This is a genomic window from Polymorphospora rubra (genome assembly GCF_018324255.1).
Classification (GTDB): Bacteria; Actinomycetota; Actinomycetes; order Mycobacteriales; family Micromonosporaceae; genus Polymorphospora; species Polymorphospora rubra.
On the sequence record NZ_AP023359.1, the window covers coordinates 7,201,950 to 7,216,794 of the forward strand.

Consider the following 14,845-nt stretch of genomic DNA (forward strand, 5'->3'; position numbering starts at 1 on the left):
CTGCACCGCCACGCCGCCGAGGCGCAGGGATCGGATTCGACGGCTGCGCCGCCTGCTACTGCTGCGGCGGCGCCGACGCCGGGACGCGCGGCTTGGTCCAGGCGCCGGTTCAGCAGCCACAGGTCCCGCCGCCGCATCCGCTGGTCGAGCCGCCCGAGGCTGCGGCCCGGTGGGCGCTGCGGCGCCGGTGCAGCCACCACATGCCCAGCGCGGCCACGGCCAGGCCGGCAGCGACGGCGAGCAGGGTCTGCTCCAGCAGGGCCGCGCCCGCGCCGGTCAGCACGCCAGCCGTGATGAGCAACGGGATGGCGCAGCACGCGGCGCAGGCGAGGGCGGCCAGCCCACCGGTGACCTTGCTGCACGTCGGCGGGGCGTTGTCCACGACCGGCGGCGTGTGCCGGTGCGCGGGCGTGGCGGACGGCGGGGTGGTGGCCGGGGTGGGCAGGCTCATGCGGTCTCTCCGTGAAGGCGCTCGGCGGTGCCGATGGTCAGGAACGGTATCGGGCAGTCAGCGCAGGTGCAGTTGGTGAGGCTGTCGCAGCGAGCGTCGACCACGTCGGTGAGCGCCGCTCGGATGGCCGTCAGGTTGGCGACCTTCGCGTCGATCTCGGCGATCTTGTCGATGGCTCGTTGCCGGAGGTCGGCGGTGGGGTGCCTGCGGCGTCCGGCGTCGAGCAGCTCGGCGACCTCATCGAGGGTGAAGCCGAGTCGCTGCGCCGCCTTGATGACGTTGAGCAGGGCGACGGTGCCGGGCGGGTAGAGCCGGTGCCCGCCCAGGGTGCGCTCCGGCTCGGCCAGCAGACCGCGGCGTTCGTAGTAGCGCAGCGTCTGCAGGTTGACCCCGGCCGCAGCGGCGACCTGGCTGCTGCGCAGCCCGCTCACGCGGTCACCGTCCCGGCCGCGCGGGCGGCGAGCGCGTCGAGGACGTCGACGTGCGCCGCCGGCACCTCGACGTCCAGCCGCAGAAGCGGGCCGTCCGCCGCGAAGGTGAAGGAGAAGAAGGAGCAGCAAAAGGTCTCCCGGCCGGTCAGGTCCCGTGCGGTCGCCTCGGCGGCCGGGTCGAGATGCCACCGCAGCGCCGTCGGCGACAGCCGCCGCTGTTCGCGGAGGGCGGTGGCGAACAGGTCGTCGAACTCGGCAAGCCGTAGCGGCCGGTCCACGGTCGGCAGCGTGCACGCCTCGGGCACCCACGCCGGGTCTTCGCTGGTCATGGCATGACGGTAAGCCTGTACCCGGGTACAGGATGCAAGTGGCACCGCTCCACCAAAGGGAGGAACTTTGCCAGGACCAGCAGCATCCAGAGCAGCCAGCACGCGGCGACCAGGCAACCACGACGAAGCCCGGGGTTGGAGGTTCGTGAATCGAGGCGACCAGGGCCTGCTGGTCAGGCAGGCGTACGACTCGCATGGCACGCCCCTTCGCGGGGCCGGGTCCCGGTCGCCGTGACGCGCAGCACCATTCGCTGAAAACTGCACCGACTGGTCGGTTAAGTTTCACTCATGACGACACCGCTGAAGGCTGCGCCGAAGCGCCGCTGGGCAGCACTCGCCGTGCTGGTCGGGGCTGTCCTGCTGCTGGCGATCGACGGGACGGTGCTGTACCTCGCCGTACCGTCGCTCACCCGCGACCTGGCTCCGACGGCCGCCCAGGTGCTGTGGATCGGCGACATCTACTCCCTGGCACTGGCCGGCCTGCTGGTCACGATGGGCACGTTGGCCGACCGGATCGGCCGCAAGAGGCTGCTGCTGGCCGGAACCACGGCGTTCGGCCTGGCGTCGCTGCTGGCCGCGTTCGCCCCGACGGCGGAGGCACTGATCGCGGCCCGCCTGCTGCTGGGCGTGGCAGGAGCGACGATCATGCCCTCGACCCTGTCGATCATCCGCAACATGTTCACCGACCAGGCCGAGCGCACCCGGGCGATCGCGGTCTGGTCGGCTGCCTCGGCCGGCGGCATCGCGCTCGGGCCACTGGTCGGCGGCGTGCTCCTGGAGCGGTTCTGGTGGGGCTCGGTGTTCCTGATCAACGTACCGATCATGATCGTGCTCCTGGTCGCGGGCGCCATCCTGCTTCCCGAGTCACGTGATCCCGCTCCCGGCCGCTTCGACCCACTGTCGGCCGGCCTGTCGATGGCGGCGATCGTGCCCTTGGTGTACGCGGTCAAACACGCCGTCGGCTCCGGGTTCGACACCGTCACCGCCACATGCCTCACGGTCGGCCTGGTTGCCGGAGCACTCTTCGTACGCCGGCAGCGACGGCTGCCCGCGCCGATGATCGACGTGGCCCTGTTCCGCAACCCGGCGTTCAGCGGGTCCGTGCTGGCGAACTTCATCTCGATCTTCGCGTTGACCGGGCTGCTGTTCTTCTTCTCCCAGTACCTCCAACTGGCCCGTGGCCTCCGCCCGCTGCTCGCCGGACTGGCCGAGATGCCCGCCACGATCGCCTCGATCGTCGTCGTCGGCCTCGTCGGAATCGCCATGTCCCGACTCGGCCGCGGGCGGGCCATCGCCCTCGGACAGGCCCTGGCCTCCGTCGGACTGGTCCTGATGGCAGTGGCCGAGGGCGCCGACAACTACCTCTGGCTCGGGCTCGCCCTGGTGCCGGTCGGCCTGGGCGTCGGGCTGGCGATGACGCTGAGCACCGACGCCGTGGTGTCGGCCGTTCCACCCCGCAAGGCCGGCTCGGCGGCATCGATCTCCGAGACCGCCTACGAACTGGGCGTCGCGCTGGGTATCGCTATCCTCGGCTCGATCGTGACCCTCGTCTACCGCAAGAACCTGACCATTCCCGACGATCTCCCGACAGACACCCGCAGCGCAGTGGAGGACTCCCTGGCCTCGGCAATGAACGTCCTCGAACCCGGGTCGGCCCTCGCCCACGCCGCACAGGAAGCGTTCGTCCACGCCATGCAGACCACCTCCGTGATCGCGGGCGTCATCACGGCACTGGCCGCAGTCGTCGCCTGGCGCACCATCCCGTCGCCGAAACAACCGGCAGACCGCGACCCCACCACGTCCACGAGTCACTAGGAAGCAGCAACGATGCCCCGCAAAGCCGGACGCCCACCCGAACAGACCCGTCGCATCCTGCTCGACGCGGCCGCCACCGTGATCCGCAACCGCGGCATCACCGCGACCCTGGACGACATCGCCCGCGAGGCCGGCGTATCCAAAGGCGGCCTCATCTACCACTTCGCCAGCAAGGACGAACTCATCCTCGCCCTGGCCACCGACCTGCTCGACGCCTTTCGCAGAGCGGTCCACGCCGCCCTGTCCCCCGACGACCAGACCGCCGGACGGCTCACCCGCGCCTACCTCCACGCCTGCCTGGACCCGACGGACGACGAGCACACCATCCGCGAAAGCCTCACCCTCACCGCCCACCTCATCACCAGCCCCGAGGTCGCCGCCCTCGCCCAGGACGACGCCCAACGGTGGCAGGCCGAACTGGGCGCCGACGGCCTGCCCGCGGACCTCGTCACCCTCGTCGTCGCCGCCGCCGACGGCGCCAGCTACACGCCGATCTGGGGCGGCAGCATCCGCACCGCCGCCCACCAGCGACTCAAACACCAACTCATCGCGCTCACCCACGACCCCTCAGCGTGGAAGCCTGTGGGTCGGTACGGGACAGCGGCAGCAGACCGCGCCGGGACACAGATGCCGGGCCACCGGCAGAATTGACAGTTATTGCCGCGTTCATGCGGTTACGGTCGAGGCGCGGGGACCGGCAATTCGTCCTGCGACAGGCCAAGTTCAGTGAGCCGCCGCTGGTAGGTGTCGAGAAGGTCAGCAGCAGTGGTGTGCTGGCCGGTGGCGGTCAGGGCTCGGGCAGCCCGGAGGTGCCGGTTGTCGGTCCGTCATCGCACCAGAAGAACGGCAACTGGTAGAACAAGGCCGTAAGCGCCACGTGCAGCTCCCGTGACCCCGCGCTCAGCCGGTGACGCGGCCCTCGGCCGTGTCCACGACGAAGCAGGCCGTGTACAGGATCTCCAGCAGGCTGGCCCGGACCAGGGAGAGCACCTCGGCGGGCAGGTCGAGGCGTACCCGGCAGTCACGCGGAAACCCCAACTTGGCCGCTGCCGCGCGGTCCAGCTCCAACGACAGCACCTGCCCGATGAGGGTCCAGGCGCACACCGCCGCGGTCGCCACCTCGCCAGCGCTGTTGATCACCTCGTCCACGTCGCCCCACCTGCCGTTATAGCGCAGGCGGATCATCATGACGTGCAGACCGCCCGCGGACAGGATCAGCGTGGAGCCGTCGTCGGTCTCCCGGACGTCGGCCCGGTCGACGCGGGCCAAGGTATCCACGACGGCGACCGTGGCAACGAGTCTCACAGCCTGGCGAGCAGATTCCGCCAACGGGAAGCGGGTCTGACCGACTCCGAGCCGGGCCGGGTAAAGCTGCCCGCAGGCGGGCCGCGCCGGCAGTCAGTCGGGGACGTCGGCGAGACAGACGTCTGGATCCCGCCGGAGAAGACGGCGAGCACACCGTCATTCAGGAACCGGCCACGCCCGGAGAGTTCTCCCGCCGCCGACAGCCGGTTGGTAGTGGGTGTTGCTGGCGGGCTGACCCCGACGGCTCGATCGGCACCACCGGTGTGGGGACCGGATACGGTGACGTCATGGGCAAACCGACCCGCTGGAGCACCGACACCGGCCCCGACCACTCCCAGTGGTACGTCGACCGGTTCCGTCAACTGGCCGCCGAGGGCGCCGACCTGGGCGGTGAGGCTCGGCTGCTCGACGCCATGGTCGCTCCCGGGTCACGGATCCTCGACGCGGGCTGCGGCACCGGGCGGGTCGGTGCCGCGCTCGCCGCCCGGGGACACACCGTGCTGGGCGTGGACGCCGACCCCGTGCTGGTCGACGCGGCTCGCGCCGACCATCCCGGGCCACGCTGGCTGGTCGCCGACCTGGCCACACTGGACCTGCCGGCGTCCGGAATCACCGAACCGTTCGACGCGGCGGTGGTGGCCGGCAACGTGATGGCCTTCGTCGCGCCCGGCACCGAACGCGACGTGCTGACCAGGATGGCCGCCCACCTGCGGCCGGACGGAATCGTGGTGGTCGGCTTCGGCACCGACCGGGGATACGCCTTGACCGTCTTCGACGCCGACATCGACGCTTCCGGTCTGCGCCGGGAACACCGCTTCGCGACCTGGGACCTGCGCCCGTGGCATGCCGGGGCGGACTTCGCGGTCACCGTTCTCCGCCGCCCGGCGAAGTGAACCAGGACACCGGACCGCTGAGCGGCAGCCGCCAACCGCTCCAAGCCGGTTGCCGGTAACGGTAGCCCGGCCCGGCCGCCCTGACTGACCGGCGGCTCAGCCGAGTGAGCAGGGCGTCCCGTTGAGGGTGAACGAGGACGGGCTGCCGGTGCCACCGGTGTGGGTGGCCACGAACCCGATGGCGATCGCGCCGCCCGGCCCGATGATGACGTGGTCGTCGAGGCCACGGGCGGTGACCTTGCCACTGGACGGCGAGTACACCGCGTTCCAGCCGGTGGTGATGTGTTGGCCGGCGGGCAGCGGGAATGTCAGCACCCAGGAGGTGATCGGAGTTCCGCTGGTGTTGGTGATGGTGATGCTGCTCGTCAGGTAGGTGTCCCAGGTGTAGGCCGAGTAGCGGACGTTGCACGCGGCCCCGGTCGGCGGCGGGCTGGTCGGTGCAGCGGTGGTGGCCGGCGAAGCCGTACTGGCCGGCACGGTGGTCGGCGCGCTGGTGCCGTCCAGGGTGGCGGCCAGCGTTACGGCCGCCGCGGCGACACCGAGAAGGCTGCTCTTCAGTCTCATGGTGGCTGTGATTCCTCCGGAGATCGGCGCACGGCAGCGCGGCGGAAGGAGGGGCGCCTGTCGCCACTGATTGTCCGGTTCGCCTCGCAAGCACCAACGCTAATCGACCACCTTCGATTGTCAAGTCTGCGCCCCGCCTACCCGCGCCGACCTGCAAGATCAGGTTGAAAGGCTCACTCCATCTGCTCGGGGTCGGCGACGGCGGACCGCAGCGGATTCACCTGGCTTGCCGGTCAGGTCCAGGCGCGGTCGAGGGCCAGCGCGAGACGCCTGGCCCACTGCTCGGCGGTACCGGTGACCGTGGGGTACTCGTCGGTGAAGTTGGTCCAGTCGACCTGCCAGGACAACACCGTCTCAGCGGTGAAGGCTTCGGCTTCGGCACCGAGTTCCGGTCGTATGAGCTGGCGGCCAAGGGCTCGTTCGACGGTGGTGTATTCGGCGAGCAGGACCGCGTCGTAGAGGTCCTGGTGCGATCGCCGCCAACGACGGGCCGCCGGCGCCGGGGAGCGGTTGTCCACCGGAGAACGGCAAGCCAGGCCAGCACATCACCATCTGAGACAGACCCTTTCCGGGTCACCAACAATGCCGCTGGTGACCCGCTCAGCCACCCAGCCGCTGCCGCGCGAGAAACTTGGGCACCACCATCCGCCAGGCCTCGGTCACCAGCTCGGTCATGTAGCGGCGGTCGAGCCTCGCAAGATGGCAGCAGACCCAGTTGAAGCGCAGGTCGGAGGCGCGGGGCGGAAAGAAGAGGTCGGGCTCTCCGGCGATGAGGGCGTCCCGCTGCTCTTTGGGATAGGCGAACCCCATCGTGGTTTCGTCGCGTGAAAAGGCGACATAAACCAGTGATCCCACCCGAAACTTGACCCGATCGTGGATCACGTGCTCGCTACTGCGCGGCAGCGTACGCGCAAGCGTCCGAACGTCGACGACCGTAACCACGGCTCCGACGATAGGACAACCCGCACCGTCTCGGCGACCGGCCGCGTCGAACCCGCTGCCATGGCGTGTCGCTGCTCCAGAGAGGACCAAGCTCCCGGCAGAACAGCCGTCGACCAAGACGCACCGCACAGCACGGGAACTTCGTTGCTTGCCCATCCTGCCGGCATCCCGCTGCCCACGCGCAGCCTGACCGGCCTGGCGTCGTCGGATGGCAGCCGACTTGACCTCAGACCTGCTCCGTCATCGGTTGCCAGTCGATGTGGCCGGGGCGCTGTCGGTCGGCGGCCAGGAAGTCGCGTGCTGCCTGGCGGGCGGTTGTCGGGTGGATGCGGGGGTCCTGGCCGTCGAGTTCTCGGTCGGGGTGCCACCGCAGGTACACCCGCACCCACGACCATTCCCGAGCCGCCGAGCCCTTCCGCCTCGGCCACGACCGCCTCTGCATTCCGCATGGTGGCGGCATCGTCGACGCGGTCCTCGACGAGGTGTGGCGCCGCGCGCAGCAACAGGCCGTCGGCGTGGAGATGAGCAAGGCTTTCGTGGAGTCGACCGCCCGCATGGTGCGAGGCGACCCCGGGAATCCCTGATCCGGCCCGGTGGGTGGGATCTGGACGATGGTCTTCGCCGTCCTCGATGCCGCCGGTGTGCCCCCGTGGGATTGGCAGCCGCCGACGGCCGGGCGGCGACGCTGGCACGATACTCAAATCATTTGTATATTCAGCCGCGTGACACGGCCGATGCGCGAACCCACGTTCTGGATCCTGACCGCCCTGGTGGACCAGCCCCGACACGGATACGGGGTGATGCAGCAGGTCACGAAGCTCTCCGGCGGCGAGACCCAGCTGCTGCCCGCGACGCTCTACGCCGCGCTCGACCGGCTCGCCGCCGAGGGCCTGGTCGAAATCGACCGCGAGGAGGCGGTCGGCGGGCGGCTACGCCGCTACTATCGGCTCACCGACGGGGGTGGCGCCGCGCTGACCGCCGAGACGCAGCGACTCAGCCGCAACGTACAGACCGCGAACCGCCTGCTGAACGCCCTGCGCCCACCCGCCGGGCCGGCCACGGCGACGTTCGGATGAGCACAAGCCGCGCCGCGTCGTACCGGCGTCTCCGTCTCCTCGCTTGGACCTACCCACCGGGGCCCCGCCGGGCCGAACTGCTCGACACGATGCTCATGGCCGCCGAGGACGCGGGACGCCGCCGGCCGACCGCCCGAGAGATCTTCGACGTGCTCCGCCACGCCCCACGGGCCCGGCTGGGCCGACCGGGCAGCCGGATGGTGGTTGCCGTCGCCTTGGCCGTCGCCATCCTCTGCGGCTTCGTGACCGCGTCGCTGACCGCCCGCGTCTTCGGCGAGACCGACCGGCCACTGCCCACCGCGACGGAGATGGCCGACATCGCCGAGCTGGTCACGCCGGGCGTCGCGGTCCCGCCGCTGGAACGGCACGACCGGGTCCTCGTCAACGGCAACGGCGAGGCGCAGTTCGGCCAGGTCCGCTACGAGGTCGACCACGCCACCGCGATACCCGACCTGCGCGCGTACGACGCCGAGGTGGCCGACCGGCTGAACGCTGCCGGTTGGCGGCTCGGCCCGACCTCCTTCTCCGGCCACCCGGATCTGCGCATGGCCGAGACCCTGACCGCCACCAGGGACGGCTGGGTGCTGATCTTCGCAAACACCTACTACTCCCCCGCGCCGACCTCGGGCGGCTGGTTCGACGTCTCCGTACGCCGGGCCGAGCCGGCCGGGATGCCGGTCGGCTTCGCGGCCGGCGCACTGTTCGGCATGGTGTTCGGCTGGTTCCTCACCGGCTGGGCGAGCCGCCGATCCGAGCACCATGCGACGGCCAGCGGCTCCCTGGCCCTGCTGGCCATCGTGGCCACCGGCAACGCCGCATTCTTGATCATCTACGTCGTACGGGACTATCTCACCGTCGTCGATCAGGGATTCTCCGTCAACGAGGGACCGATATGGTCGTGGACCGTCCTCGGCGACGAAGGTCTGCTCATCCTCGCCCCGACGGTCCTCGCCGTCGTCGTCGCGGCGGTCGTCCTCGCGCTCTGCGGCCGGCCCCGCGGCACCACCGGGCGACGACCTGCCCACAGGTCCGTCCCGCCCCGCGTCGGCTGGACGGCGGTGTCCGTCACGTTCGGCCTAGCGGTGATCACCACCTGCACCGGAATGGGATACCTCGGCTGCAACCTCTTCGTCGCCGCCCTGATCATGGCGATCGTGTTGAAAATGCACCTGGCAAGGACCGGGCCGACCGCCGCACCACCACCGCTCACCCGGGACCCGGGATCCGGCACCTCGGACGATCAGCCAGGGCTGGCCACATAATGGTGCTTTGTCAGGTTGTGTTGTGGTCTAGGTGGTTGCAGGTGTGGCATGCGCCGGCCATGACGGTGAGAAGTTGTTGTATTGCCCGAGTACGGCGTAGAGGGTCAGGCCGGCGCATGTGCTTTTGAGTCGAGGCGGAGCAGGGTGCAGAAGGCCACGACCGCGCCCAGCGCATGGTCGACGGGTACGACACCGTCCTCGGACCCGAAGCCGCACTGTCCGGCGGGAAGCGCCAACGCCTCACCATCGCCCGCGCGATCCTCGCCGACACCCCGGTCCTCGTCCCCGACCGGCTCACCGGCTCGGGGAGAACCTCACCACCACCGCGCCATGCGCCCCACCCCGGCTGTCCCAGGGTTGCGGGCAAGACGTCTGGGCAGGCGCTCAATTGTCAGCTGGCGCCAGGCGGAAGACGGGCCAGCCAATCTCGGTGCGCCATCTATCGGAGTTCCTGGTGTCGCGTGGGCCGACCTGGTAAGTCTCGTGGATCGGACCGTTGACGCCCAAGGCGTGCGCGACGACCCAGGCGCCAAGACGGCCATAGGTGACGTCGATGCCGTCATGCGGCCCGGCGTGGATGGCGACGGCGAGGTCGGCTGCCGGGAGTTCGACGACCTCGATCCGGCCAGAGGTGTACGGGGCGCGGACCGGCCGGAAGACGGTCATGGCACCGGCGCCGTCGGTGAACAGTTCGTTGGCGTAGCGGCCGCCCGGGGGTCCCGTGCGTTCTGCGGGCGGAAAGGCCGTGTCCAGTTCCGCCATTGCGGAGTCGTACCAGGCGAGCACGCCGTCGAGGCTGACATGGCCGCTGACGGCGGCGACGGTGCGGGCGGGAAGGGACCGCAGCTCGACCTGGAGGTCGGTCGTATCGGGGTGGACCAGCTGGCGCAGCGACACAATGGCGGCCCGAGTACGGTCCAGCTCATCTTCGAGGCGCCGCAGGTGGCCGATGATCACGTCGGCCCGCTGCCGGGAGTCGTCGGTGGCGAGGATCGACTTGACCTCGGCCAGGGGCACCCCGAGTTGCCGGAGCCGGTAGATGACCTGCGCGGTGGGGATCTGCTCGGCCCCGTAGTAGCGATAGCCCGTGTGCGGGTCGACGGTGGCAGGCTCCAGCAGTCCGGCCTCGTGATACCGGCGCAGGGTCCGCACGCTCAGATGGGTCAGCGTGGCGAATTCGCCGATGCTCAGGCCCGTACGCATGAGACCAAGTGTGCCCGCCCTTGACCCTCTCCCTGGGAGAGACCCGACGGTGGTCGTATGAGCACAGTTGACTGGAGTGAGGGCACCGGGATCTCGCTGGAGGATCTGCCGGCCGTGATCAGGGCGTACCTCGCCGCGCACGAGGCCCGTGACGTGAAAAGCGCGATCACGGCCTACACCGCCGATGCCGTCGTGACCGACGATGGCCGCACCCACCGGGGGTTGGACGAGATCCGGACCTGGCTGGACCGTTCGGGCAGCGAGTACACGTACACGACGGAGTTCATCGGCGCCACCGGGGTGGACGAGGCCCACTTCGACGTGGTCCAGCATCTCGAGGGGGATTTCCCTGGCGGGGTGGTCGACCTGCACTTCCGGTTCACTCTGAACGGCGGGTTGATCATTCGACTGACGATCGAACCGTAAGCGTCGTTTCATTGTGTTGTGGTTGGTTTTCTTTTTGAGAAGGCAGGAATGCTAGCAAGATCCTGGTTCGTCACCGGTAGCACGCCTGGCGGCTTCGGTATGGCGTACGCCGAGGCCGCGCTGGAGATCGGCGACCGCGTGGTGCTCACGGCACGGCGACCCGACGAGTTGCACACGTGGGTGCAGGCGCACGGAGACCGTGTGCTGGTCCTGCCACTGGACGTCACCGATGCGGGACAGGTGGAGAGCGCGGTACGCGCGGCCGAGGAACACTTCGGCGGCATCGACGTACTGGTCAACAATGCCGGCCGCGGCCGGTACGGGTCAATCGAGGGCATGGCTGAGGACGACGTACGCCGGATGTTCGAGCTGAATTTTTTTCGGCGTGCTCTCGGTCATCCGGGCTGCGCTTCCCGGCATGCGGGCCAGGCGCAGCGGGTGGATCATCAACATGTCCGCCGTGGCGGGGTTGCGCGGGGTGAACGGATTCGGCTACTACAGCGCCACCAAATACGCGATCGAAGCCGTCACCGAGGTGCTCCGCGAGGAAGTGGCACCGCTGGGTATCCGGGTGATGGCGGTCGAACCGGGGGCCTTCCGCACCCGGGCCTACGCCGGCTTCGCAGACGAACCCATCCAGGAGACCATCGCGGAGTACTGGCCGATGTTGGAGGACGTCCGCGCCGCGATGGTCGACCAGGACGGCAAGCAGCCCGGCGACCCGCAACGAGGGGTCCGCACGGTGATCGCCGCCATGGCCCAGGAGTCGCCTCCGCGACGATTGGTCCTTGGCAGCGACGGGTTCGACGTGGTCGTCGCCACGCTTGAAAACACCCTGGCCGAGATCCGCGCGTCCGAACCGCTCTCCCGGGGAGCCGACTTCCCCTCTGCCTCGCAGCCGACAGCCGACGCGGTCCGGCACGAACGTCATCAGGCTCAAGTGTGAGCCTCCGCTTTCATGGAACTTCTTGATTGGTCTGATACCAGAATGCCCTCCTCGTCGATTCGCCCACCGGGCTATGAGGCCAGTGCGTTTCAGCGGCTCGCTGCACACAGTCTCAGCAACGATCCACATTGCCGAGAGCTGCACTCCAGCCCACCATGCGAAGGCGTCCGGCGCAGCATCAACCCGTCCGGATCCGAGGCACTCGTCGGTACCGGATTTCCACTTTGGATGAGTGGACGGTCAACCAAGATGAGAATCCCCGGCCTGTTCCGGTGAAGCTGCGCAGTAGGCCAGTGCTGACCTGGTGGACTACTGCCCGACGCCCGAACTCAGGGTGCCGTCCACCAGTAACGCTCGACGACGAGCTGTTGAGATTGCCCAGACGCTCGGCGAGCAGCTGGGCAGGAACGTCATCGGGGCGGGTCAGCGCAAGGCGGAGGTCGGAGGCGAGGTACGCGGCGCTTCGGACTTCACATTCGGCCCGGACAGCTTCCGGCGCGGTCGCCGTTTCGCCGCCGTCACAACTCCATGTGGTCGAGCGGCTCCGCCAGCGTCTGCCGTGCAGGCTCCGGAGGAGTCCAGTTGTGCAGGGCGTCAAGCCGCCGCACTGCCTGCATGGCCAAAAAACGTGCGGTCGCGGCGTCAACACCGGGCCAGCCCATCGCCAGGGCTGAGCCCGGCGCGCGGGCGTAGCACGCGTACCGGATCTCGCGCCCGTCCAGTTCCTCAAGCCCGTGCGCGAGCAGTGGCGCCGCAAGGCCTCCGGGCAGGAAAGGCGCCAGCGCGATCTCTCGGTTCAATCGTGGCCGCCCTACCGCTTCGATGATCTTCACGACGATGTCCGAACCGACATAGACGTGGTGGGACAGACTCTCCACGGCCGCCAAGGGGCCCGGATCGCGTCCGAGTGCCGCCATCGCGATCGCTCGAGCGGTGTGCGGCGCCCAACTCAGGTCAATCAGCAGCGGTCCCACCTATCTGTCAGGAACCTCTCCATGCCCTCCGAGCACGGTAGAACCGAATGCAGCCAGGCCGAACCGACCCAACCCGCTCCGGCCACCTGGGCGGGACTCTGCGGAAGCAGAGCCTCCAACCCCGTACCTCCCCTTCACGGACGATCACCTTTGGCCACGTAAGTCGAACCAGAGACAGAAAGCAACCCTCTTGCACTCAGGGCCTCCTGCGCCCCGGCCACCGGACGTCCGCGTCACCGGGTCGGGGACACTTCATGACAAGCAGGGTCGACTGCCAGAACTTCTCCACACCGGCCGGCCGCCCCAGCAAGATCACCGACAGCGGCCGGGAAGCGGGCCGGAGCCAGTCCCCAGGAAGCGGCGACAGCGACCAGCAGGAACCCTGGAACGCAATGACCCCGGGTCATGGTTTACCACCGGGCGAAAGGCGAGTGCGTCGCCACCGATCAAGATCAGAGACTCAAGATCAAAGCACATACGTTTTAGGCGAGCCCTTTGTAGCCACGTTTCCGCAGGTGAGGGCCCGCCCAGGACATTACACCTCAACTCATCATCGAGTGAGATAAGACATTGACGCTCACAACTTCCCTCCGAACCTTGACATGAGCCAGCTGCGAACTGTTATATGAGTGCCATGACGAGGCCGGGATGGCAAACAGGGGGCCAATGAACCACGCTCGCCGGCAGAGGTGTCGCGGCATCCCGTCGAGATGCGGACAGCAGGACCAACCCGAAACGTGTCATATTCACCTGGTCGCCATCTCCAGTTCAGGGGAGCTCCGGGGGTGCGTTCATGAAGAACGTCACCCGCACGTTCATGGCTAGCACGACTCCCACTTTCCTTTGACGTTGGCCAATTCCATGCCGGTCACGCCGGGCCATGGATGCGACTGTTCAGCAGCACCAGCATCACGCACAGATATCGGGCCTGACGATGCCATCACTAAGCGTGTCGCCAGCCCAGAAGAGCTGCTCAAACTCTTGAGCGGGAGGATCGCCGTCAATTGACACTCGGATAACGAGTTGTCGACATGTTCGCGGTTTGGAGAAAACTTGAACGTCACCTCGCTCGACGTTCCGCGGACCCCGGTTGCGCGGCAGCAGCCTGAATGGGAGGACCCGGCGCAGGTCGAGCACGTCCGGACAGTGCTGGCGGCCCTTCCCCCGCTCATCGAGGTCGGAGCGCTGAGCAGGCTGCGAGAGTTGCTCGCCGGAGTTTCCGCCGGCCAGGCGCATGTGGTGCAGGTGGGTGACTGCGCGGAGGACCCCGCGGAATGCACTGCGGGTGATGTGGAGCGGAAGGCGGGGCTCCTCAACCTGCTCGCTGGCGTCATGAGCGGTATCACGCGTCAGCCCGTGGTGCGGGTAGGCCGGATCGCAGGCCAGTACGCCAAGCCCCGGTCGGCGCGCACCGAGTGGGTCGATGGCGTCGAGATCCCGGTGTACCGAGGGCACATGGTGAACGGCCCCGAGCCGGACCCGCAAGCACGACGGCCCGATCCGCAGCGCCTGTTGGCGGGTTACCGGGCGGCGAGCCAGCTCATCGACAACCTCGCTCCGACGGCGCAGGCGCGGATCAGGCCGGCGATCTGGACCAGTCACGAGGCCCTACTGCTCGACTACGAGCTACCGATGATACGCAGAGACCGGCAGGGTCGGGCCGCGCTCACCTCCACTCATTGGCCGTGGATCGGTAACCGCACCCGCGAGGTCGAGGGAGCGCATGTCTCGCTGCTCGCGAATGTGATCAACCCCGTCGCCTGCAAGGTCGGCACGCGTATGAGGGTCGCCGAGCTGCTCGCGTTGTGTGCGCGGCTGGATTCTGAACGGCAACCGGGCCGGCTCACCTTGATCGCTCGGATGGGCGCGGACGCGACCATGGATCTGCTGCCTCCGCTGGTCCGCGCCGTGCGTGCCGCTGGACACCCGGTGATCTGGCTGGTCGACCCTATGCATGCCAACACCGTGAACAGCGCTGATGGACGCAAGACCCGCGTCGTGGAGACGATCATTCGGGAGGTCACGGCGTTCCAGTCCGCCGTTCGCACGGCCGGCGGAACACCGGGAGGGATACACCTCGAAACCACCCCCGACGACGTGACCGAATGCGTCGACGTCCACTACGACACCGACCGGATCGGTGAGAGATACACGACGTTGTGCGACCCGCGACTCAACCCTCGCCAGGCGGTAGCGGTGGTCTCGGCCTGGCAGACGTGATGATGAAC

19 protein-coding genes and 1 pseudogene are annotated in these 14,845 nt (G+C 68.6%); 9 read left to right on the forward strand and 11 right to left on the reverse strand.

Features of this window, described 5'->3' with window-relative positions; all coding sequences use genetic code 11:
- Nucleotides 1–109: 109 nt before the first annotated feature.
- From Prubr_RS31550 to Prubr_RS31560, 3 genes are read right to left on the reverse strand one after another with little or no spacing between them, the layout of a single operon-like run.
- Nucleotides 110–451, reverse strand: coding sequence for a hypothetical protein (locus tag Prubr_RS31550; protein WP_212818700.1), 342 nt, complete (start codon nt 449–451; stop codon nt 110–112).
- Entirely contained in the window at nt 448–882 is a 435-nt protein-coding gene (locus tag Prubr_RS31555) for a MerR family transcriptional regulator (protein ID WP_212818702.1), read from the reverse strand. The genes Prubr_RS31550 and Prubr_RS31555 overlap by 4 nt, the downstream gene beginning before the upstream one ends.
- On the reverse strand, nt 879–1,211 hold the full coding sequence (locus Prubr_RS31560) for a hypothetical protein (protein ID WP_212818704.1): 333 nt from the start codon (nt 1,209–1,211) through the stop codon (nt 879–881). Before Prubr_RS31560 ends, Prubr_RS31555 begins: the two co-directional genes overlap by 4 nt.
- A 288-nt stretch (nt 1,212–1,499) precedes the next feature.
- On the opposite strand from Prubr_RS31560, the gene Prubr_RS31565 reads away from it, so the two are divergent.
- Nucleotides 1,500–3,026, forward strand: coding sequence for an MFS transporter (locus Prubr_RS31565; protein WP_212818706.1), 1,527 nt, complete (start codon nt 1,500–1,502; stop codon nt 3,024–3,026).
- A 12-nt stretch (nt 3,027–3,038) separates the two neighbouring features.
- On the forward strand, nt 3,039–3,677 hold the full coding sequence (locus Prubr_RS31570; protein ID WP_212818708.1) for a TetR/AcrR family transcriptional regulator: 639 nt from the start codon (nt 3,039–3,041) through the stop codon (nt 3,675–3,677).
- A gap of 249 nt (nt 3,678–3,926) precedes the next feature.
- Here the strand turns inward: Prubr_RS31570 and Prubr_RS31575 are convergent, their stop codons facing one another.
- Nucleotides 3,927–4,304 (reverse strand): hypothetical protein, encoded by a 378-nt coding sequence (locus Prubr_RS31575; protein ID WP_212818710.1) that lies wholly within the window; start codon nt 4,302–4,304, stop codon nt 3,927–3,929.
- 314 nt (nt 4,305–4,618) lie between these two features.
- Between Prubr_RS31575 and Prubr_RS31580 the strand changes: the two genes are divergently transcribed.
- Complete coding sequence (locus tag Prubr_RS31580; RefSeq protein WP_212818712.1) at nt 4,619–5,224, forward strand: class I SAM-dependent methyltransferase; 606 nt, start codon at nt 4,619–4,621, stop codon at nt 5,222–5,224.
- A 96-nt stretch (nt 5,225–5,320) separates the two neighbouring features.
- Here the strand turns inward: Prubr_RS31580 and Prubr_RS31585 are convergent, their stop codons facing one another.
- The 4 genes from Prubr_RS31585 to Prubr_RS31600 form a co-directional block, all read right to left on the reverse strand.
- Entirely contained in the window at nt 5,321–5,788 is a 468-nt protein-coding gene (locus tag Prubr_RS31585; RefSeq protein WP_212818714.1) for a cellulose binding domain-containing protein, read from the reverse strand.
- Nucleotides 5,789–6,021: 233 nt separating this feature from the next.
- Nucleotides 6,022–6,306, reverse strand: coding sequence for a hypothetical protein (locus Prubr_RS31590; RefSeq protein WP_246567916.1), 285 nt, complete (start codon nt 6,304–6,306; stop codon nt 6,022–6,024).
- Between the two features lie 82 nt (nt 6,307–6,388).
- On the reverse strand, nt 6,389–6,730 hold the full coding sequence (locus tag Prubr_RS31595) for an MmcQ/YjbR family DNA-binding protein (protein ID WP_212818716.1): 342 nt from the start codon (nt 6,728–6,730) through the stop codon (nt 6,389–6,391).
- Nucleotides 6,731–6,956: 226 nt separating this feature from the next.
- Nucleotides 6,957–7,115 (reverse strand): Imm1 family immunity protein, encoded by a 159-nt coding sequence (locus Prubr_RS31600; RefSeq protein WP_212818718.1) that lies wholly within the window; start codon nt 7,113–7,115, stop codon nt 6,957–6,959.
- Between the two features lie 349 nt (nt 7,116–7,464).
- Here Prubr_RS31600 and Prubr_RS31605 point away from each other — a divergent pair, with 349 nt between their 5' ends.
- Together Prubr_RS31605 and Prubr_RS31610 are read left to right on the forward strand one after the other, a co-directional pair.
- Complete coding sequence (locus tag Prubr_RS31605; RefSeq protein ID WP_212828769.1) at nt 7,465–7,806, forward strand: PadR family transcriptional regulator; 342 nt, start codon at nt 7,465–7,467, stop codon at nt 7,804–7,806.
- The gene (locus tag Prubr_RS31610) at nt 7,803–9,068 is read left to right on the forward strand and encodes a hypothetical protein (RefSeq protein WP_212818720.1); all 1,266 of its coding nucleotides are present in this window, start codon (nt 7,803–7,805) and stop codon (nt 9,066–9,068) included. Before Prubr_RS31605 ends, Prubr_RS31610 begins: the two co-directional genes overlap by 4 nt.
- 384 nt (nt 9,069–9,452) lie before the next feature.
- Here the strand turns inward: Prubr_RS31610 and Prubr_RS31615 are convergent, their stop codons facing one another.
- On the reverse strand, nt 9,453–10,271 hold the full coding sequence (locus Prubr_RS31615; RefSeq protein ID WP_212818722.1) for a MerR family transcriptional regulator: 819 nt from the start codon (nt 10,269–10,271) through the stop codon (nt 9,453–9,455).
- Nucleotides 10,272–10,328: 57 nt separating this feature from the next.
- On the opposite strand from Prubr_RS31615, the gene Prubr_RS31620 reads away from it, so the two are divergent.
- Both Prubr_RS31620 and Prubr_RS38435 read left to right on the forward strand, forming a co-directional pair.
- Nucleotides 10,329–10,697: a nuclear transport factor 2 family protein gene (locus Prubr_RS31620; RefSeq protein ID WP_212818724.1), complete on the forward strand. Its 369-nt coding sequence runs from the start codon at nt 10,329–10,331 to the stop codon at nt 10,695–10,697.
- A 99-nt stretch (nt 10,698–10,796) separates the two neighbouring features.
- A pseudogene (locus tag Prubr_RS38435) lies at nt 10,797–11,015 on the forward strand (SDR family NAD(P)-dependent oxidoreductase); the annotation flags it as partial.
- A 6-nt stretch (nt 11,016–11,021) separates the two neighbouring features.
- Here the strand turns inward: Prubr_RS38435 and Prubr_RS37830 are convergent.
- On the reverse strand, nt 11,022–11,144 hold the full coding sequence (locus Prubr_RS37830; RefSeq protein WP_281425976.1) for a hypothetical protein: 123 nt from the start codon (nt 11,142–11,144) through the stop codon (nt 11,022–11,024).
- Between Prubr_RS37830 and Prubr_RS37835 the strand changes: the two genes are divergently transcribed.
- Nucleotides 11,116–11,643, forward strand: a complete 528-nt coding sequence (locus Prubr_RS37835; protein ID WP_281425963.1) for an SDR family NAD(P)-dependent oxidoreductase — start codon at nt 11,116–11,118, stop codon at nt 11,641–11,643. The genes Prubr_RS37830 and Prubr_RS37835 overlap by 29 nt on opposite strands.
- 518 nt (nt 11,644–12,161) lie before the next feature.
- Here the strand turns inward: Prubr_RS37835 and Prubr_RS31630 are convergent.
- Complete coding sequence (locus Prubr_RS31630) at nt 12,162–12,617, reverse strand: hypothetical protein (RefSeq protein ID WP_212818726.1); 456 nt, start codon at nt 12,615–12,617, stop codon at nt 12,162–12,164.
- A 1,053-nt stretch (nt 12,618–13,670) separates the two neighbouring features.
- On the opposite strand from Prubr_RS31630, the gene Prubr_RS31635 reads away from it, so the two are divergent.
- Nucleotides 13,671–14,837: a 3-deoxy-7-phosphoheptulonate synthase gene (locus Prubr_RS31635; protein WP_212818728.1), complete on the forward strand. Its 1,167-nt coding sequence runs from the start codon at nt 13,671–13,673 to the stop codon at nt 14,835–14,837.
- Nucleotides 14,838–14,845: the final 8 nt, after the last annotated feature.

Bases quoted from the DNA above. Each gene is read 5' to 3' on its own strand.
- Prubr_RS31550 (WP_212818700.1), bottom strand. From the start codon at position 451: ATGAGCCTGCCCACCCCGGCCACCACCCCGCCGTCCGCCACGCCCGCG.
- Prubr_RS31560 (WP_212818704.1), bottom strand. From the start codon at position 1,211: ATGACCAGCGAAGACCCGGCGTGGGTGCCCGAGGCGTGCACGCTGCCG.
- Prubr_RS31565 (WP_212818706.1), top strand. From the start codon at position 1,500: ATGACGACACCGCTGAAGGCTGCGCCGAAGCGCCGCTGGGCAGCACTC.
- Prubr_RS31570 (WP_212818708.1), top strand. From the start codon at position 3,039: ATGCCCCGCAAAGCCGGACGCCCACCCGAACAGACCCGTCGCATCCTG.
- Prubr_RS31580 (WP_212818712.1), top strand. From the start codon at position 4,619: ATGGGCAAACCGACCCGCTGGAGCACCGACACCGGCCCCGACCACTCC.
- Prubr_RS31585 (WP_212818714.1), bottom strand. From the start codon at position 5,788: ATGAGACTGAAGAGCAGCCTTCTCGGTGTCGCCGCGGCGGCCGTAACG.
- Prubr_RS31605 (WP_212828769.1), top strand. From the start codon at position 7,465: ATGCGCGAACCCACGTTCTGGATCCTGACCGCCCTGGTGGACCAGCCC.
- Prubr_RS31610 (WP_212818720.1), top strand. From the start codon at position 7,803: ATGAGCACAAGCCGCGCCGCGTCGTACCGGCGTCTCCGTCTCCTCGCT.
- Prubr_RS31615 (WP_212818722.1), bottom strand. From the start codon at position 10,271: ATGCGTACGGGCCTGAGCATCGGCGAATTCGCCACGCTGACCCATCTG.
- Prubr_RS31620 (WP_212818724.1), top strand. From the start codon at position 10,329: ATGAGCACAGTTGACTGGAGTGAGGGCACCGGGATCTCGCTGGAGGAT.
- Prubr_RS37835 (WP_281425963.1), top strand. From the start codon at position 11,116: ATGCGGGCCAGGCGCAGCGGGTGGATCATCAACATGTCCGCCGTGGCG.
- Prubr_RS37830 (WP_281425976.1), bottom strand. From the start codon at position 11,144: ATGATCCACCCGCTGCGCCTGGCCCGCATGCCGGGAAGCGCAGCCCGG.